The organism is Sphingomonas morindae (genome assembly GCF_023822065.1).
GTDB classification, from domain to species: domain Bacteria; phylum Pseudomonadota; class Alphaproteobacteria; order Sphingomonadales; family Sphingomonadaceae; genus Solisphingomonas; species Solisphingomonas morindae.
This window is the reverse complement of the sequence record NZ_CP084930.1, coordinates 1,635,962-1,662,173: the sequence shown is the minus strand read 5'-3', so window position 1 is coordinate 1,662,173 and position 26,212 is coordinate 1,635,962. Positions and strand designations below refer to the sequence as shown.

At 70.7% G+C, this 26,212-nt stretch carries 22 protein-coding genes; 10 read left to right on the top strand and 12 right to left on the bottom strand.

The genetic code is table 11. From position 1 onward, the window contains the following. Positions 1–40 precede the first annotated feature (40 nt). The 3 genes from LHA26_RS08070 to LHA26_RS08060 are packed head-to-tail and all read right to left on the bottom strand — an operon-like array spanning position 41 to position 2,767. Positions 41–808 (bottom strand): tetratricopeptide repeat protein, encoded by a 768-nt coding sequence (locus LHA26_RS08070; protein WP_252168197.1) that lies wholly within the window; start codon positions 806–808, stop codon positions 41–43. Next, positions 805–1,536 carry an alpha/beta hydrolase gene (locus LHA26_RS08065; RefSeq protein WP_252168196.1) on the bottom strand — a complete coding sequence of 244 codons (732 nt, stop codon included), beginning with the start codon at positions 1,534–1,536 and terminating at the stop codon, positions 805–807. The genes LHA26_RS08070 and LHA26_RS08065 overlap by 4 nt, the downstream gene beginning before the upstream one ends. Then, on the bottom strand, positions 1,529–2,767 hold the full coding sequence (locus LHA26_RS08060; protein WP_252168195.1) for a dicarboxylate/amino acid:cation symporter: 1,239 nt from the start codon (positions 2,765–2,767) through the stop codon (positions 1,529–1,531). Before LHA26_RS08060 ends, LHA26_RS08065 begins: the two co-directional genes overlap by 8 nt. Before the next feature lie 90 nt (positions 2,768–2,857). Between LHA26_RS08060 and LHA26_RS08055 the strand changes: the two genes are divergently transcribed. The 3 genes from LHA26_RS08055 to LHA26_RS08045 all read left to right on the top strand — a co-directional run bounded on the left by LHA26_RS08055 (position 2,858) and on the right by LHA26_RS08045 (position 6,988). After that, positions 2,858–4,090 (top strand): hypothetical protein, encoded by a 1,233-nt coding sequence (locus LHA26_RS08055; RefSeq protein WP_252168194.1) that lies wholly within the window; start codon positions 2,858–2,860, stop codon positions 4,088–4,090. Between the two features lie 82 nt (positions 4,091–4,172). Then, positions 4,173–6,173, top strand: a complete 2,001-nt coding sequence (gene thrS / locus LHA26_RS08050) for a threonine--tRNA ligase (protein WP_252168193.1) — start codon at positions 4,173–4,175, stop codon at positions 6,171–6,173. A gap of 89 nt (positions 6,174–6,262) precedes the next feature. Then, positions 6,263–6,988 carry a head GIN domain-containing protein gene (locus tag LHA26_RS08045; RefSeq protein WP_252168192.1) on the top strand — a complete coding sequence of 242 codons (726 nt, stop codon included), beginning with the start codon at positions 6,263–6,265 and terminating at the stop codon, positions 6,986–6,988. A gap of 16 nt (positions 6,989–7,004) precedes the next feature. Here LHA26_RS08045 and LHA26_RS08040 read toward each other — a convergent pair whose 3' ends face one another. Next, positions 7,005–7,412, bottom strand: coding sequence for a DUF1489 family protein (locus LHA26_RS08040; RefSeq protein ID WP_252168191.1), 408 nt, complete (start codon positions 7,410–7,412; stop codon positions 7,005–7,007). 31 nt (positions 7,413–7,443) lie between these two features. After that, positions 7,444–8,859, bottom strand: a complete 1,416-nt coding sequence (gene mgtE / locus LHA26_RS08035; protein WP_252168190.1) for a magnesium transporter — start codon at positions 8,857–8,859, stop codon at positions 7,444–7,446. Positions 8,860–8,962: 103 nt separating this feature from the next. Between mgtE and LHA26_RS08030 the strand changes: the two genes are divergently transcribed. Next, positions 8,963–10,000, top strand: coding sequence for an LLM class flavin-dependent oxidoreductase (locus tag LHA26_RS08030; protein WP_252168189.1), 1,038 nt, complete (start codon positions 8,963–8,965; stop codon positions 9,998–10,000). 29 nt (positions 10,001–10,029) lie between these two features. After that, the gene (locus LHA26_RS08025; RefSeq protein ID WP_252168188.1) at positions 10,030–10,497 is read left to right on the top strand and encodes a peptidylprolyl isomerase; all 468 of its coding nucleotides are present in this window, start codon (positions 10,030–10,032) and stop codon (positions 10,495–10,497) included. Between the two features lie 47 nt (positions 10,498–10,544). Here LHA26_RS08025 and LHA26_RS08020 read toward each other — a convergent pair whose 3' ends face one another. After that, a complete protein-coding gene (locus LHA26_RS08020; protein WP_252168187.1) occupies positions 10,545–11,432 on the bottom strand; it encodes a LysR substrate-binding domain-containing protein in 888 nt (295 codons plus the stop codon). A gap of 338 nt (positions 11,433–11,770) precedes the next feature. On the opposite strand from LHA26_RS08020, the gene LHA26_RS08015 reads away from it, so the two are divergent. Next, positions 11,771–14,056 carry a CDC48 family AAA ATPase gene (locus tag LHA26_RS08015; RefSeq protein WP_252168186.1) on the top strand — a complete coding sequence of 762 codons (2,286 nt, stop codon included), beginning with the start codon at positions 11,771–11,773 and terminating at the stop codon, positions 14,054–14,056. A gap of 10 nt (positions 14,057–14,066) precedes the next feature. Here LHA26_RS08015 and LHA26_RS08010 read toward each other — a convergent pair whose 3' ends face one another. Both LHA26_RS08010 and LHA26_RS08005 read right to left on the bottom strand, forming a co-directional pair. Then, positions 14,067–15,008, bottom strand: a complete 942-nt coding sequence (locus LHA26_RS08010; protein ID WP_252168185.1) for an NAD(P)H-dependent flavin oxidoreductase — start codon at positions 15,006–15,008, stop codon at positions 14,067–14,069. Between the two features lie 55 nt (positions 15,009–15,063). Next, positions 15,064–15,678, bottom strand: a complete 615-nt coding sequence (locus LHA26_RS08005) for a TetR/AcrR family transcriptional regulator (RefSeq protein WP_252168184.1) — start codon at positions 15,676–15,678, stop codon at positions 15,064–15,066. A gap of 78 nt (positions 15,679–15,756) precedes the next feature. On the opposite strand from LHA26_RS08005, the gene LHA26_RS08000 reads away from it, so the two are divergent. Together LHA26_RS08000 and LHA26_RS07995 are read left to right on the top strand one after the other, a co-directional pair. Next, on the top strand, positions 15,757–17,835 hold the full coding sequence (locus tag LHA26_RS08000; protein WP_252168183.1) for a S9 family peptidase: 2,079 nt from the start codon (positions 15,757–15,759) through the stop codon (positions 17,833–17,835). Between the two features lie 90 nt (positions 17,836–17,925). Beyond that, positions 17,926–18,105, top strand: coding sequence for a hypothetical protein (locus LHA26_RS07995; protein ID WP_252168182.1), 180 nt, complete (start codon positions 17,926–17,928; stop codon positions 18,103–18,105). Here the strand turns inward: LHA26_RS07995 and LHA26_RS07990 are convergent, their stop codons facing one another. The 4 genes from LHA26_RS07990 to LHA26_RS07975 are packed head-to-tail and all read right to left on the bottom strand — an operon-like array spanning position 18,106 to position 22,868. Next, positions 18,106–18,510 (bottom strand): DUF1810 domain-containing protein, encoded by a 405-nt coding sequence (locus LHA26_RS07990; RefSeq protein WP_252168181.1) that lies wholly within the window; start codon positions 18,508–18,510, stop codon positions 18,106–18,108. Next, on the bottom strand, positions 18,507–20,045 hold the full coding sequence (locus LHA26_RS07985; protein ID WP_252168180.1) for an efflux transporter outer membrane subunit: 1,539 nt from the start codon (positions 20,043–20,045) through the stop codon (positions 18,507–18,509). Before LHA26_RS07985 ends, LHA26_RS07990 begins: the two co-directional genes overlap by 4 nt. Next, a complete protein-coding gene (locus tag LHA26_RS07980; RefSeq protein WP_252168179.1) occupies positions 20,042–21,616 on the bottom strand; it encodes a DHA2 family efflux MFS transporter permease subunit in 1,575 nt (524 codons plus the stop codon). Before LHA26_RS07980 ends, LHA26_RS07985 begins: the two co-directional genes overlap by 4 nt. Position 21,617: 1 nt before the next feature. Beyond that, on the bottom strand, positions 21,618–22,868 hold the full coding sequence (locus LHA26_RS07975; RefSeq protein ID WP_252168178.1) for an HlyD family secretion protein: 1,251 nt from the start codon (positions 22,866–22,868) through the stop codon (positions 21,618–21,620). Between the two features lie 184 nt (positions 22,869–23,052). Between LHA26_RS07975 and LHA26_RS07970 the strand changes: the two genes are divergently transcribed. Together LHA26_RS07970 and LHA26_RS07965 are read left to right on the top strand one after the other, a co-directional pair. Further along, on the top strand, positions 23,053–24,549 hold the full coding sequence (locus LHA26_RS07970) for a S10 family peptidase (RefSeq protein ID WP_252168177.1): 1,497 nt from the start codon (positions 23,053–23,055) through the stop codon (positions 24,547–24,549). Then, a complete protein-coding gene (locus LHA26_RS07965; RefSeq protein WP_252168176.1) occupies positions 24,546–26,198 on the top strand; it encodes a M28 family peptidase in 1,653 nt (550 codons plus the stop codon). Before LHA26_RS07970 ends, LHA26_RS07965 begins: the two co-directional genes overlap by 4 nt. Positions 26,199–26,212: the final 14 nt, after the last annotated feature.

Here is a 26,212-nt window from a genome sequence, read left to right as displayed (position 1 = left end):
GCCTTAGAGGCTCAGGCCGCCGGGTGGAAGCCGTGCGCGATCAGCGGCCCGGCCGTGGCGCCTCGGCGGGCACGCCGCCGCTCGCGCTCAGCTGCCGCGTGGCGGTGCGCGCCGCCTCGCCGCCGGGATCGAGCGCGCGCACCCGCGCCCACTCCGCCCGGGCGCGGCTCATATCGCCGGCGGCTGCGGCGATCTCGCCCGATTCGAGCAGGATCGCGGGCTCGTCCGGGGCGCGGCCCGCCGCCTCGCCGATATCGTGGCGGGCGCGCTCGAGCGCGTTCATGCGCCGTGCCAGCGCCGCCGAGAGCAGCCAGGCCATCGGATCCCCCGGCACGAGCCCCAGCGCCTGATCCATATCGGTGCGCGCCTCGGGCAGCGCGCCCAGCGCCACCTGCGCGCGGGCGCGATCCAGATAGGCTTCGCCGCGCATCGGCCCGACCAGCGCCTTGGCGGCGAGCGCCCGCGTCAGCAGCGTCTTGGCGCGCGCGGCGTCGCCGGCGGCCAGGGCGGCGTTGCCCGCCGAGGTCCAGAGCGGCACGGCGCGGCCATCCTCCAGCCGCTCGGCGAGATCGGCCGTCGCGGCGAAGCTGTCGGCGGCGCCACGCCAATCCCCGAGCGCGCTTTGGGCGAGGCCGAGGCATTGGCCGGCGGGGATGCCGCCCCCGCCCGAGGCCCAGGCCCGCGCTTCGGCCAGCGCCTTGTCGGGCGCGGTATCGACCAGCGACGCGCAGGCCTTGAAGCGCGCCGCCGGATCGGCGGCGGCGGGCGTCGCGGCGACGGCGGCCGCGAGGATGAGGAGCGGGATCACAGATCCTCCATGAGCGCCGCGACCGTCCGCTCCAGCACGAGCAGATCCTGCGGGCGCGACAGGCGATGATCGCCGCCCTTGAGCAACAGCGTCTGCACATCGGCTGAACGGACGAGCGCGGCCAGCCGCTGCGCCACCCAGATCGGCACGACATCGTCCGATTCGCCGTGCAGCAGGCGCAGCGGCGCGTCGATGGCGATCGGCGCGTGCATCAGCCGCAGCGCCTCGCCCGATTGCCAGAAGGCCTTGCTCGTCACCTCGGTGCCATAGGCGCTGGTCTTTTCGAGCCGACCATCGCGCAGGATCGTCATCTTCTCGTCCTGCGCGAAGCCCCAATCGGTGAAATCGGGCGCGGCGGCGATGCCGATCAGCGCGCGCACCCGCTCGGGCCGGGCGAGCGCCACCAGCAGCATCAGCCAGCCGCCCATCGACGAGCCGACCAGCACCAGATCGCCCTGGCTGGCATCGACCAGCGCGAGCGCATCGTCGCGCCAGCCGGCGAGCGTCTGCGCCTCGAACGGACCGGGGCTGGCGCCGGTGCCGGCATAATCGAAGCGCAGCATGGCGCGGCCGTGGCGCGCGGCCCAGGCATCGAGCGCGGTCGCCTTGCCGCCCTCCATGTCCGAGGCATAGCCCGGCAGGAAGAGCAAGGCCGGCCCCAGCCCGGCGCGGTAGCGATAGGCGATCCGGCGGCCATCGCCGCGATCGAGATAGGCGGGCTCATCCATGGTCCGGCTGCGGCCGCGCCGCCTCCCATTTGGCGATCACCGTCGTCGCCACCGCATTGCCGACGACATTGGTGGCCGAGCGGCCCATATCGAGGAAATGATCCACTGCCAGGATCAGCAGCAGCCCCGCCTCGGGCACGCCGAAATGCGGCATCACCGCCGCGATCACCACCAGGCTGGCGCGGGGGACGCCGGCGATGCCCTTGCTGGTGATCATCAGCATCAGCACCATCAGGATCTGGCGACCGGCTGGGATGTGGATGCCATAGGCCTGGGCGACGAACATCGTCGCGAAGGTCATGTAGATCATCGAGCCGTCGAGATTGAAGCTGTAGCCGAGCGGCAGCACGAAGCTGGCGATGCGGCGCGGCACGCCATGCGCCTCCAGCGCCTCGAGCAGCCGCGGATAGGCGGCTTCGGACGAGGCGGTCGAGAAGGCGAGCAGCGCGGGATCGCGGATCAGCCGCACCAGCCGTCGCGCGGGCGGCCCCAGCATGAGGAAGGCCGCGCCGATCAGCACCAGCCACAAGAGCAGCATGGCGAGATAGAAGCTGCCCACGAAGCGGCCGAAGGTGAGCAGGATGCCGGGGCCCTGCTCGGCCACGGCATGGGCGATGGCGGCGAACACCGCGACCGGCGCGGCGCGCATCACATAATCGGTCATGCGCAGCATCACCTGGACCAGCGCCTCGACGCCGCGCACCAGCGGCGCGCCCGCCGGGCCGGCCGCGCTCAGCGCCACGCCGGCGAAGACGGCGAACACGACGATCGGCAGAATATCGTTCTTGGCCATCGCCTCGAAGATCGAGGCGGGCACGATATGCACGAAGAAATCGTGCAGGTTGAACGCGCTGGCATCGAGGCCCAGCTGGTCGCCGACGGGCGGCAGCGGCAGGCCGGTGGCGGCGCCCGGCCGCAGCAGATTGACCAGCGCGAGGCCGAGGCTGAGCGAGACGAGGCTGGCGCCGACGAACCAGCCCAGCGCGCGGCCGCCGATCCGGCCCAGCGCGCTGGCATCGCCCATATGCGCGATGCCCGCGATCAGCGTCGACAGCACCAGAGGCGCGATGATCATCTTGATGAGCCGCAGGAAGACGTCGCTCAGGATGGTGAGATAGCCGGCCGCCTGGTGGAGCGCGGCGGGCTCGGGCAGCAGCGCGCGCAGCGCCATGCCGAAGGCGATGCCGGCGATCATGGCGATCAGGATGAAGATGGTCAGGCGTCGCGCCACGGTCGCTCCCGGTTCAGCTTGCGGCGCGCACAAGAGGGGAGCCCGGCCGGCGGGTCAAGCGTCTGGCCGGTTCCGCCCCGGGGAGACACGATGTTCAGCCTGTTCGCCGCCGCCCTTGTCACCAGCATCGCCGCGCCGCCGCCCCGCCCCGGCTGGTTCCTGTGCGACGGGGTGGACGCGCCCTTTGTCGCGCTGGCGGGCGCGGTGACGCAGGGCCGCAGCATCATCACGATGATCGATCGCCGCAGCGGCGCGCGCACCACCGCCACCTATGCGGTCGGCCCCGCCGATCCCGGCGCGGGCCAGATCTATCGGGCGCTCAGCCGGGCGGGCCGGCCGGTGGGCGCGGTGCATGGCGTCAACCCCGGCATGGTGCCGGGCGCGGGCGACACGCCGCCGATCACCGGGCTCGCGCTCGAGGGGCGTACCCTCGAATGCCGCTGGCTGCCGGGGCTGCGCCTGCTCGGCCTGAGTGCCCGGCGCAGCATCGCCATCACCGCCGAAAAGGGCGATCTCGTCTATCAGAGCTTCAACGGTCCCGCCTCGGGGCCGGTGCTACGGCCGGACGGGATCGCCCGCACCACCCGGCCGAGCCTGCGCGTCGCCGGCGGCACCAGCCCCGGCCCCGGCCGCTTCCGCTTCGAGAATCAGGGCTATGTCTACGAGGTGACGGCGCAGCCCGGCGCTCCGGCGGCGATCCGCGTGCTACGGGGCGGCCGCCTGCTGGCGATGGAGCCCTTGCTCGGCGTCAGCGTCGCCAGCGCCGGCCCGTCCTCGGCGGCACCGACACCGACAGCGACGATCGGCGCCGCGGATGCGTGGCAGGCGCAGGGGCTCGAGGCCTGCCGCCAAGGCAGCGGCGCGGTGACCGACTGCCTCGCCCGCGCCATGGCGCGCGGCGGCGCGACTCCGGCGGCGCGCGCCTTTGCCGCGCGACTCGGCGCCACGGGCGCGGCCGGCTATGTCTCGGCCTGGCGGCAGGCCGGGCCGGTCGGCATCGCCACCATCACCTATCCCTTCCGCGCCAACGCCACGCGTGCGGCGGCGCTCGTGCCGGCCACGGGCGCGCCCCTCCTGGTGGACGACCGGGCGCCGGACGGACCGATCTGGGCGCGCTTCCACCGCGCGCATCCGGACGCCTTTCCGATCGCGCCGGCGATGATCTCGGCGGCGAAGACGGCGGGCGCGGTGGCGCTGCGGGCGCGCCAGACGCTCGCCACCTGCCGCGCCTGCGCGCCGCTCGCCCAGCTCACCACCCTCTACCGTTTCGATGCGGCCGGCCGCTTCACCGGGGCGACGGTGGAGGCGATCACGCCCGGCTGATGCGGGCGCAGGCGCCGCACGGCTTGCCTCGGGGGGGCGGGCACGGGTAACGGGCGTGGTTTCCTCAATGAGGCTGAGACCCATGTCCGCGATGCTCAAGATCACCCTGCCCGATGGTTCCGCCCGCGATGTCGCGGTCGGCACCACCCCGGCGGAGATCGCGGCGGCGATCGGCCCCGGCCTCGCCAAGGCCGCGCTGGCGGCGCGCGTGGACGGCGAGCTGCGCGATCTCAACCGCCCGCTGGAGCATGACGCCGCGCTCGCGCTCGTCACCGCCAAGGACGAGACGGATGCGCTGGAACTCGTCCGGCACGATTATGCGCATGTCCTCGCCGAGGCGGTGCAGCATCTCTTCCCCGGCACGCAGATCACCTTCGGCCCCGCGACCGAGGACGGCTTCTACTATGACTTCGCGCCCAAGGACCGGCCCTTCACCGAGGAGGATCTGCCCGCGATCGAGGCCGAGATGCGCCGCATCATCGCCAAGGACGAGCCGCTGATCCGCGAGGTCTGGTCGCGCGCCGATCTGATCGCGCGCTGGACCGCGCGGGGCGAGACGTTCAAGGCCGAATGGGCGCGCGATCTGCCCGAGGGCGAGACGCTGACCGTCTATCGCGCGGGCACGGGCGAGGATGCGTGGCTGGACATGTGCCGCGGCCCCCATCTCGCCTCGACCGGCAAGCTCGATCCCGAGGCCTTCAAGCTGACCCGCGTCTCGGGCGCCTATTGGCGCGGCGACCAGAAGAATGCGATGCTCAGCCGCATCTACGGCACCGGCTGGCTCAGCAAGAAGCAGCTTCAGGCGCATCTGACGCGCCTGGAGGAAGCCGCCAAGCGCGATCACCGCAAGCTCGGCGCGGAGATGGACCTGTTCCACCTCCAGGCCGAGGCGCATGGCTCGGTCTTCTGGCACCCCAAGGGCTTCCGCGTGTGGCGCGAACTCGAGGCCTATATGCGCCGCGCGATCGACGGCGCCGGCTATCGCGAGGTGAAGACGCCGCAGGTGATGGACGCGCGCCAATGGGAACAGTCCGGCCATTGGGGCAAATATCGCGAGAATATGTTCGTCATCCCCGACGAGGCGCCGAACACCGAGGATGACGGCCCGATCGTCTCCAACGATGCCGCGTGGATGGCGCTGAAGCCGATGAACTGCCCGGCGCATGTGCTCATCTTCCGGCAGGGCATCCGCTCCTATCGCGATCTGCCGATGCGGCTCTACGAAAATGGCTGCTGCCATCGCAACGAGCCGCACGGCGCGCTGCACGGGCTGATGCGCGTCCGCCAGTTCACCCAGGACGATGCGCACATCTTCTGCCGCGAGGACCAGATCGTCGACGAGGTGCGCGCCTTCTGCGCGCTCGCCGACCGGGTCTACAAGGATTTCGGCTTCACCTACGCGATCAAGCTCGCGCTGCGCCCGGACAAGCGCTTCGGCACCGACGCCATGTGGGACCAGGCCGAGGCCGAGCTGCGCGACGCGGTGGTGGGCGCAGGCCTCGCCACGCCCGATTATGGCTGGGAGGAACTGCCGGGCGAGGGCGCCTTCTACGCTCCCAAGCTGGAATGGCATCTCACCGATGCGATCGGCCGCACCTGGCAGGTCGGCACGATCCAGTCCGATCGGGTGCTGCCCGAGCGGCTCGATGCCTCCTATGTCGGCGAGGATGGCGAGCGCCATCGGCCGGTGATGCTCCACCGCGCGATCTTCGGCTCCTACGAACGCTTCATCGGCATTCTGATCGAGCATTTTGCGGGCAAGCTGCCGGTCTGGCTGGCACCGGTGCAGGCGGTGGTGGCGACGATCGTCTCCGACGCGGACGAGTATGCCCGCGCCGTGGTGGCCCGGCTCACCGCCGCCGGCATCCGCGTCGAGAGCGACCTGCGCAACGAGAAGATCAACTACAAGGTGCGCGAACACTCGCTCGCCAAGGTGCCCAACCTCGTCGTCGTCGGCAAGCGCGAGGCGGAGGAGAATACGGTGGCGCTGCGCGTGCTCGGCAGCCAGGGCCAGACCATGCTGACGCTGGACGAGGCGGTGGCGCGGCTGGTGGCGGAGGCGACCCCGCCCGATCTCGCCTGAGCCGCAAGGTGGCGGCGCGGGGCCGCCGCCGGCCCTTGTGTCGGCGCGTATGCGGTGTATTGTAGGCCCAACACAGTTGGAGGCCCCCGATGCGTCGCCTGGTTCCGCTCCTGCTCGCGCCCGCCCTGCTGCTTGCCGCCTGCGGCCCCGCCGCCGCGGCGACCCGCGCCTTTCCCGTCAACAGCTTCTCGCAGCTGCGCGTGGAAGGGCCGTTCAAGGTCGAGGTCCATGTCGGCGGCGCGCCCGCGGTGCATGCCGAGGGCAAGCCGGAAGCGCTCGAGCGGCTCGAGCTGGAGCAGCGCGGCGACGTGGTGATCGTGCGGCCGAAGCATTCCTTGGGCTGGACCAACTGGTCCTTGGATGGCAAGGATCCGCTCATCGTCTATGTCACGCTGCCGCAGCTGCGCGCGGCCACGCTCGCGGGATCGGGCGATGTGACGATCGATCGCGCCGCCGGCCCGGCGCTGGCGGTGGCGCTGGAAGGCTCCGGCGACATCAGCCTCGCCACCGCCTCGGTGCGCGCGCTCAAACTGGCGCTCACCGGCTCGGGCGATCTCACCATCGGCGGCCATGCCGACAGCGCCGAAGCCACGCTCAACGGATCGGGCGACATCCACGGCGATCGGCTGGTGGCGGAGACGGCCGCGATCACCCTTGTCGGCTCGGGCGACGTGACGCTGGGCGCGCGCCGGTCGGCGACCGGGGCGCTCACCGGATCGGGCGATATCCGCGTGCTCGGCGCCGCGCCCTGCACGATCAGCCGTCATGGCTCGGGCGATGTGCGGTGCGACGGCGGCGGCAGCAGCCGCGACTGAGGCGCCGCGCCCGGGCCTAGAGCAGCGCCAGCGCGGACAGCTCCGCCAGCAGCGCGCCGGGCATCGCTTCCACCCCAGCGATCTCGCCGCCGAACAGATCGGGCGGCGCATCGTCGGCCGCGAGATAGCGCCAGCCCTGGTGCGCGCGCCGCGGCAGGGCGCGCACCAGGATCGGCTCGGGCGCGATCAGGATGCGGATGCGATTGGGCTCGGGATCCTCGCCAAAGCCGTGGATCGGGCTGCGCGCCACCAGCCGGTGCTTGATGATCCAGAAGAGCGACCCGCCGATCACCTCGTCCGCGCGGGTCGGCCGGAAGCGAGTGGTGACATGGCTGAGCCCGCCTTCCACCCGCGCCGCCAGCCGCGCGCGCAGGCCGTCCACCTCGCTCAGCCCGACCGCTACCTTGGTAAGATGCAACGCCACGCCCGCGAGATGGGCATGGCCGGCCGCCGCGTCAAACCAGAAGCAGCGAGGCGAGCCCCAGAAAACTGAAAAAGCCCATGCAATCGGTACACATGGTGACGAACACGGCGGACGAGACGGCCGGATCGACGCGGGCGCTGTCGAGCCCGATCGGGATCAGCACGCCGGCCAGGCCCGCAATCAGATTGTTGATCAGCATCGCCATGCCGATCGTCAGCGCCAGCATCGGATTGTGGTAGAGCAGGAAGGTGCCGAGCCCGATCAGCAGGCCCAGCGATCCGCCATTGGCGGCGGCGATCCGGAATTCGCGCGCGATCATGCGCCAGGTGTTGGAGCTGGTGAGCTGGTTGGTGGCGAGCGCGCGCACGATCACCGCCAGCGTCTGCGTGCCGGCATTGCCGCCCATGCCCGAGACGATCGGCATCAGCACCGCGAGCAGCGCGAACTTGGCGATCTCGCCCTGGAACAGGCCGACCACCGAGGCGGCGATGATCGCGGTGCCGAGATTGACGACCAGCCACAGCAGCCGGGTGCGCACGGTGAAGAGGATCGGCTCGTTGATGTCGCCATCGCCCGCGCCGGACAGCGCGAGCACATCCTCGCCCGCCTCTTCCTGGATGATGTGCACCACGTCGTCGACCGTGATCATGCCGACGAGCCGGCCCGAATCGTCCGTCACCGCCGCCGAGATGAGCGCGTATTTCTGGAAGCGGAGCGCCACCTCCTCCTGATCCATATCGACCGGGATGAGCGTCTGCTCGCGCTGCATCACGTCGCCGAGCGGGATCTTGGCCGGGGTGCGCAGCAGCCAGGACAATTTGCAGGTGCCGACCGGGTGGTGGCGCTCGTCCACCACGAAGATTTCCCAGAAATCGTTGGTCAGCCCATCGGTACGGCGCAGATAGTCCAGCACGTCGCCGACGCGCCAATGCTCGGGCACGGCCACGAGATCGCGCTGCATCAGCCGGCCGGCGGATTCCTCCGGATAGGAGAGCGCCTCCTCGATCGCGGCGCGATCATCGGGATCGAGCGCGCGCAGCACCGCGCGCTGCTCGTCCTCGTCCATATCCTCGATGATGGCGACGGCGTCGTCGGTATCCAGCTCGGTGGCGAGCGCGGCGACCTGGGCGGGCTCGAGCGCGCGCAGCACCTCGTCGCGCACCCAGTCGTTCATCTCGGCGAGCACATCGCCGTCGAGCAGCTCCGCCAGCGCCCCGGCCAGCGCCTCGCGCCGGTCGCCCGGCACCAGCTCGAACAGATCGGCGACGTCGGCGGGGTGGAGCGGACGCACCAGCTCGCGCGCGCCCTCGGCGTCGCCGTCCTCGACATGATCGAGCACGGCGTCGACGAAATCGGGGGTCAGCCGATTGTCGCGATCATGATGGGGTTCGAGGCCCTCGCCCTCGTCCTCGGAGACGGGGCGCGTTTCGGTATCGCTGTCGCTCATCGCGGCCTCCGCGCTCGCATGGTCCACACGCTCTAGCCCGAGATGCACGAACCGCAAGCGATGCGGACCTGTTTTCCGGCCCGCGGCGAACTACCTAACTGCCATGACCTATCGTCTCTCGGTGCTCGATCAATCGCCCATCCCCGCCGGCGGCACCGCCGCCGACGGCATCCGCCAGACGCTGGCGCTGGCACGCGCGGCGGATCGGCTCGGCTATCACCGCTACTGGCTGGCCGAGCATCACGCCTCGCCCGCGCTGGCGGGCGCCGCGCCCGAGGTGCTGCTCGGCCCGGTGGCGCTCGCCACCAGCCGCATCCGCATCGGATCGGGCGGGATCATGCTGCCGCATTACTCGCCCTTCAAAGTGGCGGAGACCTTCCGCCTGCTCGCCGCCATGGCGCCGGATCGGCTCGATCTCGGCATCGGCCGCGCGCCGGGATCGGACCAGCGCACGGCGCTGGCGCTGCGCCAGGATCGCAGCCGCGGCTTCGGCGCGGAGGATTTCCCGAGCGCGCTGGGCGAGCTGCTCGCCTATCTCGATCAACGGCCGGACGGCGGCCTCCCTCCCGATCATCCCTTCGCGGTGCTGCGCGATACGCTGCCGGGCGGCGGCGGCGATGCGCCGACGGTGTGGCTGCTCGGCTCCTCGCCGGACAGCGCGCGGCTCGCCGCCGCGCTCGGCCTGCCCTATTGCATCGCCGACTTCATCAACGCCGAGGCGGCGCCGCTGGCGCGCATCTATCGCCAGGCCTTTCGCCCCTCGCATCACCTCGCCGCGCCGCAGGTGATCGCGGCGGTATGGACCATCGCCGCCGAAACCGAGGCGGCCGCGCGCCGCCATGCCGCGCCGGCGGCGATGATGTTCGCCCATCTCGCACGCGGGCGGCTGATCCCGGTGCCGAGCGAGCAGGAGGCGGAGGCGTGGCTGGCCGAGCAGGGCGCGCTGCCCGAGCATCATCGCCGCCGCACCATTCTTGGCACCCCCGCCGATGTCCGCGCCGGGCTCGACCAGGTTGCCGCGCTTTACGAGGCGGACGAGCTGATGCTGGTGAACATCATGGCGGATCCGGAGGCGCGGCTCGCCTCCTATGCGCTGGTGGCCGCCGAATATGGGCTGGCGGAGTTGGATCGGGCCGCCTAACCCGCGCTGATCGAAGCAGGAGATCCCCAGTGAGCACCGATCCCGAGAACACCCTGATCCTGACGCTCGACAGCGGCGACGTCACGATCGAACTGCGTCCCGATCTCGCGCCCGGCCATGTCGAGCGGATCAAGACGCTGGCGCGCGAGGGCTTTTACGATGGTGTGGTGTTCCACCGCGTGATCCCCGGCTTCATGGCGCAGGGCGGCGATCCCACCGGCACCGGCATGTCGGGTTCGGACAAGCCCAATCTCAAGGCCGAGTTCAGCCGCGAGCCGCATGTCCGCGGCGTCTGCTCCATGGCGCGCACCTCGGACCCGAATTCGGCCAACAGCCAGTTCTTCATCTGCTTCGACGACGCCACCTTCCTGGACGGCCAATATACCGTGTGGGGCGTGGTGCGCGACGGCATGGAGCATGTTGACGCGCTGCCCAAGGGCGAGCCGCCGCGCAGCCCGGGCAAGATCGTCAAGGCGCGCGTCGCCGCCGACGCCTGATCCGCGGTTCGCCGCCCGCGCCCCTGACCGGGCCGGGCGGCGTCCGTTCAGGCCTCCGCGCCCAGGCTGTCCACCAGCCAATCGTGGAACAGGCGCACCGGCCGCCGCGCCATCGCCGCCTTGCGACAGACGAACCAATAGCTCAGCGTACTGTCCGCCGCGCCGGGGAAGAGCTGGACGAGGCGCGGATCATTGGCGCCATCGAGGTGGAAGTCGAGCATGAAGCCGACCCCAAGCCCCTCGGCCGCGCTCTCCAGGATGAGCTGCCCCGAATCGAGGTGATCGATCGTCGCGGGGGTGAGCGTCGGCAGCCCGATGGCGGCGCGCCACAGGTTGAAATTGTCGGGCATCTCGCGGTGGAGCAGCACCGTGGCGCGAGCCAGATCGGCCGGCTCGCGCAGCGCGTTGGGCCCCTCGATCAGGCTTTTGGACGCCACCGCGATGATCCGGTTGCGGCCCAGCCGGCGGCCGTAGAGCGGCGGATCGATCTCGTGCGCGAGCGTGATCGCCACATCCAGCCCGTCGCCCAGCCGCATGATCGGATTGGGCGCGGTATCGACATCGATGTGCAGGCTGGGATGGCGGCGGCGCAGATCGGGCAGGCGCGGGATCAGCATGCGCGAGGCGTAGAGCGGCAGCACGCCCAGCCGCAGCCGCATCGATTCCGCCTCGCCGGTAATATCCTCGATCGATTCGCTCAGCGCGTCGAGCGCCGGCGCGATCCGCGAGAGCAGCCGCTCGCCATCGGCGTTGAGCGTCATCGCCTGGTGGCGCCGGGCGAAGAGCGGCCGGCCGATGAACCGCTCCATCGCCTGTACGCGGCGGCTGAGCGCGGGCGAGGAGAGCGCCAGCTCGTCCGCCGCCGCCTTGACCGAGCCGAGCCGGGCCACTTGCACGAACGCCTCCACAGCCGTCAGCGGGGGCAATCGTCTCATTGGGCCAGCCTCCTGAATAGGGCTCGAAACTACGCGCCGTTGTGCGCTGCAATCAAGGCTCGGCGTGGCGACCCCTCGTCATCGGGGGCCGTGTAGCCGCAGGTTGAACCATAGCTAAGGATGCAGCGAATGCAATTGGAGACAAGTCATTCGCACTTGCACAATGACAGCGCTGGCGGCACACAGGTCGGGCCTTTCAGGCATCCTCTCCTAAACTCCGGCCGGCCTTCGGGTCGGCCTTTTTTTTGATCGGCTTGCTTTTTGTTGTCGGCCGGGGCCTCGCGCGCGGCCCGGGCGTTGCCTACCTTCCCGGCTTCGAACACGCACGGAAGGGCTCCATGGCCGACGTCGACACCAGCAATGAAATCAGCAGCCGCCGGCTTCAGGTCGCCAATGCGCGGCCGGACGATAGCGGCCATGGCCTTGCCCGCCTGCCGCGCGCGGCGATGCAGGCGCTTGGCCTGGTCGAGGGCGATGTCGTCGAAATTGTCGGCAAGCGGGCCACGCCGGCCCGCGCGGTGCTGCCCTATCCCGAGGATGAGGGGCTGGACATTCTCCGCATCGACGGCCTGCAGCGCGCCAATGCCGGGGTCGGCTCGGGCGACTTTGTCGAGGTCCGCCGCGCCGAGAGCAAGCCCGCGACGCGCGTGGTGTTCGCGCCGGCGCAGGAGAATCTGCGGCTCCAGGGCTCCGGCCAGGCGCTCAAGCGCAGCTTCCAGATGAAGCCGATCACCGCCGGCGATGTCGTCGCCACCACCGGCCAGCAGCGCGTCACGGCCGAGGATCTGCCGCCGCAGCTGCGCCAGATGCTCAACCGCCCGGCCTATTCGCTCCAGGAGATCCGGCTGCTGGTCGTGTCCACCACGCCCAAGGGGGTGGTGCATATCGACCAGAATACCGAGGTGGAGCTGCGCGCCGAATATCAGGAGCCGCGCGAGGCGCGGCGCGCGGACGTGACCTATGACGATCTCGGCGGCCTGGGCGATACGATCGACCAGGTGCGCGAGATGGTGGAGCTGCCGCTCCGCTATCCCGAATTGTTCGAGCGGCTGGGCGTGGAGCCGCCCAAGGGCGTGCTGCTCCACGGTCCGCCCGGCACCGGCAAGACCCGGCTCGCGCGCGCGGTGGCGAACGAGAGCGATGCGGAATTCTTCCACATCGCGGGGCCGGAGATCATGGGCTCCGCCTATGGCCAGAGCGAACAGCAGCTGCGCGACATTTTCGAGCAGGCCGCCAAGGCGGCGCCGTCGATCGTGTTCATCGACGAGATCGACTCGATCGCGCCCAAACGCGGCCAGGTCCAGGGCGAGGCCGAGAAACGGCTGGTGGCGCAGCTGCTCACGCTGATGGACGGGCTGGAGAAGCGCGCCAATGTCGTGGTGATCGCGGCGACCAACCGGCCCGAGGCGATCGACGAGGCGCTGCGGCGCCCCGGCCGCTTCGATCGCGAGATCGTGATCGGCGTGCCCGACGAACGCGGCCGGCGCGAGGTGCTCGGCATCCACACGCGCGGCATGCCGCTGGGCGAGGGCGTGGATCTCAAGGAACTGGCGCGCACCACCTATGGCTTTGTCGGCGCCGATCTCGCCGCGCTGGCGCGCGAGGCGGCGATCGAGGCGGTGCGCCGGATCATGCCGCGGCTCGATCTGCACGAGCGCACCGTGCCGCCCGAGGTGCTCGACGAGCTGCGCGTGACGCGGGAGGATTTCCTCACCGCGCTCAAGCGCGTCCAGCCGTCCGCCATGCGCGAGGTGATGGTGCAGGCGCCCAATGTCGGCTGGGACGATGTCGGCGGGCTGGACGAGGCGCGCGAGCGGCTGCGCGAGGGGGTGGAATTGCCGCTGCGCCATCCGGACAGTTTCCGCCGGCTCGGCATCCGCCCCGCCAAGGGCTTTCTGCTCTACGGGCCGCCCGGCACCGGCAAGACCTTGCTCGCCAAGGCCGTGGCGCGCGAGGCGGAGGCGAATTTCATCGCCACCAAATCCTCGGACCTGCTCAGCAAATGGTATGGCGAAAGCGAGCAGCAGATCGCCCGGCTGTTCGCCCGCGCCCGCCAGGTGGCGCCGACGGTAATCTTCATCGACGAGCTGGACAGCCTGGTGCCGGCGCGGGGCGGCGGGCTGGGCGAGCCGGCGGTGACCGAACGTGTCGTCAACACGATCCTCGCCGAGATGGACGGGCTGGAGGAGCTGCAGTCGGTGGTGGTGATCGGCGCCACCAACCGGCCCAATCTGATCGATCCGGCGCTGCTGCGGCCGGGGCGGTTCGACGAGCTGGTGTATGTGTCGGTGCCGGACGAGGCCGGGCGCCGGCGCATCCTCGGCATCCACACCGAAGCGATGCCGCTTGCCGCCGATGTCGATCTCGACGCGCTGGCCCGGCGGACCGAGCGCTTCACCGGCGCCGATCTCGAGGATCTGGTGCGCCGCGCCGGGCTCACCGCTCTGCGCCGGTCGCTCGACACGGGCATGGTCGAGATGGCCGATTTCGAGGCGGGGCTGGCGGACAGCCGCGCCTCGGTGACGGCCGAGATGGAGCGCGACTATGAGCAGATGGCGGCGCGGCTGAAGCAGGATGCGCTCGCCATCCAGCCGATCGGCTTCGTCACGCCCGGCTCGCGCTGAGCCGCGCGGCTCAGGCCCCGGCGGCGAGCCGGGCGCAGGCGGCGCGATAGCCCCGGCCGAGCGCGGCGACGCGCTCGGCCGCGGGCACCACCGCACTCACCGCGCCGATCCCCTGGCCGCAGCCCCAAATGTCGCGCCACGCCTTCTTACCCTCCGCAAGCGCGGCGAAATCCATCTGCGACGGATCGGACGAGGCGAGATGATCGGGATCGAGCCCGGCGGCGACGATGCTGGGCTTCAGATAATTGCCCGGCACCCCGGTGAAGAGATCGGAATAGACGATGTCGGCGCTGCTGCCCTCGGTCACCATCGCCTTGTAGGCGGGCGCGGCCTCGGCCTCGTCGGTGGCGATGAAGGCCGAGCCGATATAGGCGAGATCCGCCCCCATCGCGCGCGCGGCGGCGATGCCCTCGCCCGTGGCGATCGCACCGGACAGCGCCAGCGGCCCGTCGAACCAGCGCCGGATCTCGGCGACGAGCGCGAAGGGCGAGACGGTGCCGGCATGGCCGCCCGCCCCCGCCGCGACCGCGATCAGCCCGTCCGCGCCCTTCTCGATCGCCTTGCGCGCGAAGCGGTCGTCGATCACGTCGTGCAGCACCAGCCCGCCATAGCTGTGCACCGCCGCGTTGATCTCGGGGCGCGCACCGAGCGAGGTGATGACCAGCGGCACCTGATAGCGCACCACCAGCGCGAGATCCTCCTCTAGCCGGCTGTTGCTGCGATGGACGATGAGGTTGACCGCGAAGGGCGCGTCCTGATCGGTGAGCGCGCCGCGCAGCTGCTTCAGCCACGCCTCGAGCAGCGCCACCGGCCGCGCGTTGAGCGAGGGAAAGGCGCCGACCATGCCCGCGCGGCAGATCGCGGAGACCAGCGGCGGCTGCGAGATGAGGAACATGGGCGCCGCGATCGCGGGCACCGACAGGCGGCCTTGCAGCAGCGCGGGCAGCGCCATCCTCTCTCTCCCGTTCGGACGGCCCGACGCCGCGCTCGGCAAGTAGATAACAGCATTATCCACCATCGCCAAGCTTGCGGCCGCCGCGCAGCAGCCGTGCCACCATTTCGTGGCGGATCGCCTCGAAGGCGGGCGATTCCGCCGTCAGCGCGCCCGCCATTTCGAGCGAGACCAGCCCGTGCAGACCCGCCCAGAAGACATGGGCGAGCAGATCGGCATCGGCTTCCACCCCGCCTTCGGCGACCAGCCGCTCGACATAGCGGGTGAGGTTGGCGCGCGCCCGCGCGGTGGCGGCGGCGAGATCGGGATAGTCGTCGCTCGCCGGCTGGGAGAGGGCGAAGAGCAGCTTATAGGCATCGGGCTCCGCGCGGGCGAAGGCGATATAGGCCTGGCCGACCGCGCGCGAGCGTGCCCATATGTCGCCCGGCCCGGCCAGCGCCGCCTCGAGCCGGCTCGACAGGCGATTGGCGGCGGCGGCGCGGGCGGCGGCGAGGATCGCGTCCTTATTGTCGAAATAGCGGTAGAGCGCGGTGGCGCTCCAGCCCAGCGCGCGAGCGATGCCGTGCATCGAGACGCGCTCCAGCCCCAGCGCCACCGCCTGATGCTCCGCCACCGCGACGATCGCGGCGCGCACCTCGGCGATCCGCCCCGGGCTCAGCGGCGAGGGCATGGCCGCTCCGCACGCCCATTGAGCGCGGCGCGCTTTCGCCTAGGGTCGGGCCACGGATCACAAAAGGATGTCCCGTCGATGGCGTCACGCTGCCTGCTCATCTCGCTCCTCTTCGCCACCTCCGCGCTGGCGCAACCGGCGCCGCCGGCGGCCCCCCGATCCGCGAGCCCCGGCGCGACCCTGCCCGACCGCCGCTTCCAGCCGCTCGACGCCTTCGGCCTCGCCCAGGCGACCGATGTGCAGATCAGCCCCGATGGCAAGCATATCGCCTATACAAGATCGAGCGAGGATATCCTCACCGACCGGGCACGCCGCGAGATCTGGCTGGTGGACGTGGCGAGCGGGCGGCAGACGCCGCTCGGCGTGCCGGGCAGCGCGCGGCCGCGCTGGTCGCCGGACGGGGACAGGCTGGCCTATGTCGCCGCCGCCGCCGATGGCCGCCCGCAGCTCCATGTCCGCTGGATCGCCACCGGCCAGAGCGCCGCACTCACCGCGCTGCCGGAAAGCCCGTCCGACATGGCCTGGTCGCGCGATGGGCGGCAGATCGCCTTCACCATGTTCGTGCCCGGCGAAGGCACCACGCTCGGCACGCCCGTCGCCAAGCCCGAGGGCGCGAAATGGGCCGATCCCATCAAGGTCATCGGCGAGATCAACTATCGCGCCGATGGCGAGGGCTATAGCCGGCCGGGCTACAACCATATCTTCGTCGTCTCGACCGAGGGCGGCGCGCCGCGCCAGCTGAGCTTCGGCGCCTTCGACGATGGCGGCAGCGTGGAGTGGATGCCGGATGGGCGGCGCATCCTCTTCTCGTCCAACCATGGCAAGGATTGGCAGCGGGAGCCGATGAACTCGGACGTCTTCACCGTCGATGCGGTGGACGGCCGGCTGACCCAGCTGACCACGCGCGACGGGCCCGACGCCAGCCCCACCGCCTCGCCCGACGGCCGCTGGATCGCCTATGTCGGCTTCGACGACAAGAAGCTGGGGGATCAGAACAACCAGCTCTCGATCATGCCCGCCGATGGCGGCGCGGCGCGGGTGCTCACCGCCGGCTTCGACCGCAGCGTCGACAATCCGCGCTGGGCGGCCGACGGCAAGGCGATCTTCGTCGATTACGCCGATCACGGCGTCACCAAGGTGGCGCGGGTGACGCTGGACGGCCGCGTGACGACGCTGGCCGAGGGGCTGGTCGGCAGCGATCTCGACCGGCCCTATTCGGGCGGCAGTTCCACCGTCGCCAAGGACGGCACGCTGGCCTTCCCGCTCGGCGACGCCAGCCATCCTGGCGATGTCGCGATCGCGCGCAAGGGCACAACGCGCCGGCTTACCAATCTCAACGCCGATCTCTTCGCGGGCAAGACGCTGGCGCAGGTGCGGCCGCTCGCCGTCACCTCCAGCGCGGGCGGCCTGCCGATCGACGCCTGGATGGTGACGCCGCCCGGCTTCGATCCCGCGCGCAAATATCCGCTGATCCTGGAGATCCATGGCGGCCCCTTCGCCAGCTACGGGCCGATCTGGTCGACCCAGGATCAGCTCTACGCGGCGGCCGGCTATATCGTGGTCTATGCCAATCCGCGCGGCTCCACCTCCTATGGCGAGGGCTTCGCCAACCGCATCCACCACAATTACCCCTCGGAGGATTATGACGACCTGATGAGCGTGGTGGACGCGGCGATCGCCACCGGCGCGGTGGACGCCGACAATCTCTTCGTCACCGGCGGATCGGGCGGCGGCCTGCTCACCGCCTGGATCGTCGGCAAGACCCACCGCTTCAAGGCGGCGGTGTCGCAAAAGCCGGTAATCGACTGGACGAGCGAGGTTCTGACCGTCGACGGCTACACCTTCATGGCCAAAAATTGGTTCGGCGCGATGCCGTGGGAGGATCCGCAGCAATATTGGCGCCGCTCGCCCTTGAGCCTGGTGGGCAATGTCACCACCCCCACCGCGGTGATGGTGGGCGAGGAGGATCACCGCACGCCGCCCAGCGAGGCCGAGCAGCTCTACGCCGCGCTCCAGATCCGCGCGGTGCCCACCGTGCTGATCCGCGTGCCCGGCGCCAGCCATCACGGCCTCGCCGAGCGGCCCTCGCAGCTGATCGGCGAGACCAACGCCATCCTCGCCTGGTTCGGCCGCTACCGCAGCGCAGCACGGCCCTAGACGCGACGATCGGTTGACAGCGAGATGAACGGAGCCATCATTCTTCGTTAAGCCGCGGGGCCTATGGTGCAGGGCAGCGAGGTGAAAGCGATGATGATGGTTCCCGCAGACCCGGCCGCCCGCGATTTCGCGATCGACTGTTTCCTGGCCGATTGGCGCGCCGGCCGGCTCGACCGCGGCGAGGCGCAATTGCTGCGCGCCGAGCTCCGCAATATCGGCGATGTCCGCCGGCTCGAGCGCGTCGCCCGCGTGATCGACGGACGCGGCTGACTAGATCCGGTCCAGCGTCGCCTGATCGCGGGCGCCGCCGAACCAGCGCTCCAGCGCGGCGGTGAATTCGGCGCCGCCGCCCGCCGCCTCGAACAGCGTCAGCGACGAGCGCAGCTTGATCGCGTCGATGCCGCCGAACACCGCCTCCGCATCCGCCACCGGCAGCGACGCCAGCGCGGCGAGACAGGCGTGCAGCCGGGCACCCAGCACCGGATCCGCCAGATAGGCCCGCGCCTCGGCGAGATCGGCGATGGCGTAGCGACGCGCCATGTCGCTCTGCCCCAGCCCGGCGATCTGCGGGAAGATGTACCACATCCAGTGGCTGGTCTTGCGGCCGGCGCGGAGTTCCTCCAGCGCCCGCGCATGGCTGCCGGCCTGCGCCGCGTGGAAGCGATCGAGGCTCATTTCCGCGGCTGGTCCTCGATCGTCGGGCGGATCGGCGCCGGATCATCCTCGCGCCAGCCGCCGCCCAGCGCGAGATAGAGCGAGGCGAGATCGGTGCGGATGCGCGTATCGCTCTGTGTCAGGCTGTTGCGGATCTGGAGAAGCTGCTGCTGCGCGTCGAGCACGGGCTGATAGTCGCTCAGCCCTACCTGATATTGCGCGGTGACGGTGCCGAGCGCGCGCTGCGCCGAGGCGACACCGCCGCGCAGCTCGTCATTGCTCTGCCGCTCGGCATCGTAGCGGACCAGCGCATCCTCGACGTCGCGCAGCGCCTGGAGCACCGTCTGACGCCACTGGACATAGGCCTGTTCGCGCTGCTCGCGGGCGATGTCCACGCCCGCGCGGCGGCGGCCGAAATCGAGGATCGGGAAGGAGGCCGCGCCCTGCGCGGTCAGTTGCAGCGCCTTACCGATGAAGAAGCCGCCCAGCCAGGTCGCCGCCAGCTGCGGCATGGCGGTGAGCGAGATCTGCGGATAGAGCTGCGCCACCTGCACGCCGATCTGCGCGGTGGCGGCGGCCAGCCGGCGCTCGGCCGCGCGCACATCGGGGCGGCGGCGGATCAGATCCACCGGCAGCCCCGGCGGAATGGCGGGCGGCGCGTCGGGAAGCGCGCGCACCGGCGAGAGCACGCCGGTCAGGCTTTCGGGGGTGCGGCCGATCAGCACGGCGATGGCGTGGATCTGCGCCTGGGCCTGCGCCTGGAGCGGCGCCACCTGCGCGCGCGCGGTGGCGAGCTGGGTGCGCTGGCGGGTCGCATTGCCCTGCGGCACCAGCCCCACCTGCGCGGTATGTTCGAGCAGGCCGAGCGCGCGCGCCTGGCGATCCGCCTCCTCGCCGGCGATCGCCGCCTGCTGCTGGAAGCCACGCATCTGGAGATAGTCGCTGGCGATCTCGCCGGCGAGCAGGATGCGGGCATCGCGCGCATCCCATTCCGCCGCCTGCACCTGATCCCGCGCCGCCTCGGTCTGGCGCCGCACGCCGCCGAACAGGTCCACCGCCCAGCTGGCGTCAAAGCCGGCCGAGACGAGCTTGATATCATTGGGCAGCGAACTGACGTCCACCGCGCTCGCCGCGCCGCCCCCGTCGCCCGCGCCGCCCGCGCCCTGGGTCTGGCCGCGCAGCCGGTTGACCAGCCCCTCGACATCGCCCGACTGGCCGATCCGGTCGAAGCGCAGATATTGGCCGCCCACGCTGCCGTTGATCTGCGGCAGCCCGGCCGCGCGCGCCTGGACCAGCTGGAAGCGCGCCTGGCGCACGCGGCTGGCGGCGGTCTGGAGATCGGGCGCCTCGGCCATGCCGATCGCGATCAGCTGGGTCAGCTGGGGATCGCGGAACGCCTCCCACCAGCGGGTGAGATCCACCGGACTGGCCGCGACCGGGCCAGGCTGGGCGGCGAAGGCTTGGGGCAGCGCCGGCTCAGGCGCGCGATAATTGGGCCCGACGGTGCAGCCCGCGAGCGCGAGCAGCGCCGCCAGCGGGGCGAGGCGCCGGCTCAATGCCCGCCTCCCGAAGCCGGCTTGAGCGCCAGCGTCAGCGGAATGACGCAGAGCACGCAGATCGCGAGCGTGCGGAAGACATCGATATAGGAGAGCATCGCCGCCTGCTGTTGCACCTGCTGATAGAGCACGCCGAGTTCGCTATTGGCCGCCTGCGCGGCGCCGCCGAGCATCTGGCCGATCTGGCCCAGCCCCAACGTATATTCGGGATTGAGCGGGTTGAGCCCCTCCACCAGCCGGCTCTGGTGGAATTGCTGGCGCTGGAGCACGATCGCCTGCGCCGCCGAGATGCCGATCGAGCCGCCGATATTGCGCGCCACGTTGAGCAGCGCCGAGGCGTCGCCCGTCTCGTTAGGCTTGAGATCGGCATAGGCCTGGTTGGTGATGGGGATGAAGAGCAGCGGCAGGCCGATCGCCTGGATCAGCCGCGCCAGCCCGAGCTGGTGGAAGGCGACCTCGTTGCTGAACGTGCTGAGGTGCCACATGGCGAGCGCCTGGATCGAGAAGCCCGCAGCGAGCAGCCATCGCGTCTGCACCTTGCCCGTCAGCACGCCGACCAGCGGCATCACCGCCAGCGCCCCGAAGCCGCCCGTGGTGAGCGCCAGGCCGGCCAGCGTGGCGGTGTAGCCGAACACCGATTGCAGCATCTGCGGGATGATCTGGGTGGAGGAGAAGATGATCGCCCCCACCATCAGCATCATGAACGTGCTCAACGCGAAATTGCGGTTGCCGAAGAGGCGGATGTTCACGATCGGCTCGTCGTGCAGCAGCTCCCAGGTGACCAGCAGGATGAGCGACACCGCCGAGGTGACGGCCATGCCCAGGATCAGCGGCGAGGAGAACCAATCCTCGCGCTGGCCGCGATCAAGCGTCACTTCGAGACAGCCCAGGCCGAGCGCCACCAGCGCGAAGCCGATCACGTCGACGCGCAGCCCGCCCGCCAGCTTGCGGCGGCGATCCTCCTGCAGCGCCTTGGGTTCGGCGACGAACACCTGCACCAGCATCAGCGACAGCACGCCGACCGGCCCGTTGATGAGGAAGATCCAGTGCCAGCTGAGATTGTCGGTGATCCATCCGCCCAGGGTCGGCCCCAGCGTCGGCGCCACGATCACCACCACGCCATAGGCGGCGAAGGCGAGGCCGCGCTTCGCGGGCGGGAAGGTATCGGCGATGATCGATTGTTCGGAGGGCGCCAGCCCGCCGCCGCCAATGCCCTGGAGGATGCGCGCCACCACCAGAAAGCCGAGCGAGGGCGCGAAGCCGCACAGCACCGAGGCGCCAGTGAACAGCGCCACCGAGATCATGTAGAAGCGCTTGCGCCCCACAACCTCCGAAAGCCAGCCCGAGATCGGCACCACCACCGCATTGGCGACGAGGTAGCTGGTCAGCACCCAGGTCGCCTCGTCTTCCGATACCGCCAGCGATCCGGCGATATGGGTCAGCGCGACATTGGCGATCGAGGTATCGAGCACCTCCATGAAGGTGGCGAGGCTGATCACGATGATGATCAGCCAGGGATTATGGCGTCCGGCCGCCGAGCGCGCGGGCGTCCAGCCGCCGGCCCCCGCCATGTCAGCGCACCTTGACGGTGGGCACCACCGACATGCCCGGCCCGATCGCGTAGCGATGCGGATCGGGATGATCGAACAGGATGCGCACGGGCACGCGCTGCACGACCTTCACATAATTGCCGGTCGCGTTCTGCGGTGGCAGCAGGCCGAAGGCCTGGCCGGCGCCGCGCTGGATCGAATCGACATGGCCCTCGAAATCCACGTCCGGATAGGCATCGACGCGGATCCGCACGGGCTGGCCCCGGCGCATATGCGCGAGCTGCGTCTCCTTGAAATTGGCGGTGACGTAAAGCTCGTCGGGCACGATCGCGAGCAGCTGCGTGCCCGCCGACACATAGGAGCCGACATTGACGTTGCGGTTGACGACCTGCCCCGCCACCGGCGCGCGGATCGCGAGATAGCCGAAGGTCACCTGCGCCTGCGCCACCTGCGCGCCGGCGGCGGCGCGCTCGGCGCGGGCGGCCTTGGCCTGGCGCCGGGCGACGAGGATCTGCGCGTCGGCATTGTCGATCTGCCGGCGCGCGGCGGCGGCCTGGGCGGCGGCGCTGCGCGCCTGTTCGCGGGCCTGATCGATCTGCGTGCCCGCCACCGCCTGCGGATCCAGCCGCTGCAGGGCCAGATAGCGCTGGAGATCCTGCGCCGCCTTCACCGCCTGCGCTTCGGGCGCGCGCGCCTGGGCGGCGGCCTGGTCGCGCTGCGCGCGCGCGGCGACGATCTGCGCCTCGGCCTGCTGGATCTGGGCCTCGGCCTGGGCGGCCTGGGCGCGCGCCTGGGCGAGGCTCGCCTGCGGCCCCTGCGGCTCGATCGTGGCGAGCAGCGCGCCCGCCGGCACATGGCGATTGTCCGCCGCCGCGACATGGGTGAGCTTGCCCTGCACCTGCGCCGACAGGCGCACGATATGCGCATCGACAAAGGCGTCGTCGGTCGATTCATATTGGCGGCTGTGCAGCCAGTAGAGCAGCCCGCCGATCAGCAGCACCGCCGCGATGACGCCGACCACGACCCAGAAGATCGGGCGCTTATAAGGCGGCGGCTTGCGCTCGCCCTCGTCCTCGCCGTCCTTGTCCTGATCGCCGTCCTGGTCGCCGTCGCCGTCCTGGTCGTCGTCGCCGTCCTTGTCCGCGTCCCGATCGCCATCGTCGCGGTCGTCGGACTTGGGCTTCTTGTCCTTGCCGGCATCGCCGCCTTCGGTCCGCCGTGCCCGGCGATCCTCATCGTCCCTTGAGGATCGCTCGTCGGACCCGTCGGCCATTCCCACCCCCTTGCACCTGCTCGGCGGTCCGGACGCAGGAGGCGGCGCTTTGTTCCTCGCGCCGCAGGAGGGCGCAGGCTTGCCGTGACGCGGAGGCCATGGTCTAGATGGCGTGCCGGGGGGCCGTGCCGAGACAAGGGGGCATGACAGAATGCAGTGGAAAGAATGGCTTGCGCCCACGGCGATGTTCGCATTGCTCGCGACGCCGGTGCTCGCCGAAAAAAAGACCGACGCCAAGGCCGCCGAAGCCCAGAGCGCGGCGGCGACGGGCGAGGCGCCCAAGCCCGATCTCGCGCTGCCACCCTTCCCGGCGGACAAATCGGTCCGCCAGTCGGCGGTGATCGCCGGCAAGCGGATCGACTATGTCGCCACGGTCGGCACCATCCCCGTGCATGACGAGAGCGGCAAGCTCACCGGCGAGGTGGTGTTCACCGCCTATACCGTGCCCGGCCGCGGCGCCGACCGGCCCGTCACCTTCGCCTTCAACGGCGGCCCCGGCGCGGCGTCCGTCTATCTCAATCTCGGCGCGATCGGCCCCAAGGTGGTGCCCTTCGGCAAGGCCGGCGACGCCCCCAGCGATCGCCCGATCCTGCGCGACAATGCGAACAGCTGGCTCGATTTCACGGATCTGGTCTTCATCGATCCGATCGGCACGGGCTTTTCGCGCAGCCGCCTCAAGCCCGAGGACACCAAGAAGGCCTTCTACAAGGCGGACGAGGACATCCATTATCTCAGCCGCGTCGTCTATGACTGGCTCGTCACCAACAAGCGGCTGACCAGCCGCAAATATCTCGTCGGCGAAAGCTATGGCGGCTATCGCGTGCCGCGGCTCGCTTATTATCTCCAGAGCAAGATGGGCGTCGGCCTGTCGGGCATCACCATGGTCTCGCCCTATCTCGATCCGCCTGCGCTCGGCGATCGCGACGCGCTCTCGCCGCTGCCTTGGATGCTCAGCCTGCCGTCGATGGCGGCGGGTCATTTCGAGCGCGAGGGCAAGACGCTGACCGAGGCGATGATGGCCGATGTCGAGCGGTACGACCGCACCGAATTCGTCACCGACTATCTCGCCGGCCGTCGCGACAAGGCCGCGACCGACCGGCTCTCGGCGCGCGTGGCCTCGCTGACCGGGCTCGATCCCGCGCTCGTCCGCCGGCTCGACGGGCGGATCGACATCTCCACCTATCTGCGCGAGATCCGGCGCGATCAGGGGCTGGTGGGCTCGATCTACGATTCGAACGTCACCGCCTTCGATCCCTTCCCGGCGAGCAGCGAGGCGCGCTACAATGATCCGCTGCTGGATACGCTGATCGCCCCCACCACCTCGGGCATGGTCGATTTCGTCACCAACACGGTCGGCTGGTCGGTCGATGCGCGCTACAATGCGCTCTCCACCGAGGTCAACGAGGCCTGGGACCGCGACGAGAAGGACAGCCCCGTCACCGATCTGCGCAAGGCGATCGCGGTCGATCCCAAGATGGCGGTCACCATCGTCCATGGCTGGGACGATCTCTCCTGCCCCTATTTCGCCTCGCGCCTGCTGATCCAGCAAATGCCGAGCTTCGGCGCGGCCGAGCGGATCAAGCTGCACATGTATCCCGGCGGGCACATGTTCTATGCGCGGCCGGACAGCGGATCGGCGCTGCGGCGCGACATTCTCGCCGCCTATGGGATGGGCGCGTGAGGGCGCGCCTTGTGGCGGCGCTGCTCGCCGCGCCCGCGCTGCTCGCCGCCGCGCCCGCGCCGGTCACCCCGGCGGAACTGTCGGCGACGGTGAAGACGCTCGCCTCCGACGCATTCGGCGGCCGCGCGCCGGGCACGCCGGGCGAGGCCAAGACGATCGCCTATCTCGTCGCCCGGCTGAAGGCGCTTGGCCTGACGCCGGCGGCGCCGGGCGGCGGCTGGACGCAGACCGTGCCGATGATCCACAATATCACCGGCGCGCCGCGCCGGCTGGTGCTGGAAACGGGCGGCCGCACGATCGATCTCGTGCCCGGGCGCGACGTCGCGCCGGGCACCACCCGCGCCACCGATCGCATCGCCTTCGCGCACGCGCCGCTCGTCTTCGTCGGCTATGGCGTGCATGCGCCCGAGCGCGGCTGGGACGATTTCAAGGGCGTCGACCTGCACGGCAAGGTCGCGGTCTTCCTGGTCAACGATCCCGATTATGAGGCGGTGCGCGGCGAGGATGCCTTTGGCCGCTTCGGCGGCCAGGCGATGACCTATTATGGCCGCTGGACCTACAAATATGAGGAAGCCGCGCGGCAGGGCGCGATCGGCGCGCTGATCATCCACGAGACCGGGCCGGCCGGCTATGGCTGGAACGTCGCCGGCAACAGCGTGGGCGGCACCTATGCGCTGCCGGTGAGCGGCGACGAGCCCCAGCCGGTGGCGCTCCAGAGCTGGCTCAGCGGCCCCGCCGCGGCGGCGCTGTTCAAGGCGGCGGGGCAGGATCTGGCCGCGCTCAAGCGGCAGGCGCGCAGCGCCGCCTTCCGGCCGGTGCCGCTGGGCGATGTGCGGCTCAGCGCCGATCTGCCGGTCCGCTCGGAACGGATCGAAAGCCACAATGTCCTCGCCAAGATCGCGGGCACGCGCGCGCCGGGCGAGACGCTGCTGTTCGGCGCCCATTGGGATGCCTATGGCATCGGCGCGCCCGACGCGCAGGGCCGCACCATCCGCCCCGGCGCCAATGACGACGCGCTCGGCGTCGCCGCGCTGATCGCGCTGGCCCGCGCCTACAAGGCGGGGCCGCCGCCGCAGCGGACGATCGGCTTCGGCTTCTGGACGGCGGAGGAGCGCGGGCTGCTCGGCTCCGAATATTATGCGCGCCACCCGGCCTTCCCGCTCGCGACGACGGTCGCCAACCTCACGATCGACATTCTCCAGACCGCCGGGGCGGCGCGCGACGTGGTGCTGATCGGCGCGGGCCAGGACAGTCTGGATACGGATCTGGCGCGCGCGGCGCGGGCGCAGGGCCGCACCGTCACGCCCGATGCCAAGCCCGAGCGCGGGCTCTTCTACCGCGCGGACCATTTCTCGCTCGCCAAGCGCGGCGTGCCCACGCTGCTGCTGATGGGCGCGGGCGGCGGGGTCGATCTCGTCAAGGGCGGCCGCGCGGCGGGCGATGCCTGGGTGACGGACTATACCGCGCATTGCTATCACCAGACGTGCGACAGCTGGTCCGCCGCCTGGGATCTCACCGGCGCCACCCAGGATGTGAACCTGTTCTACGCGGTCGGCCGGGATCTGGCGAACAGCCGCGCCTGGCCCGGCTGGAACGCGCAGAGCGAATTCCGCGCCACCCGCGCGGCGAGCGCCGCCGAACGACGCTGAGCCGCCCGCCGCCG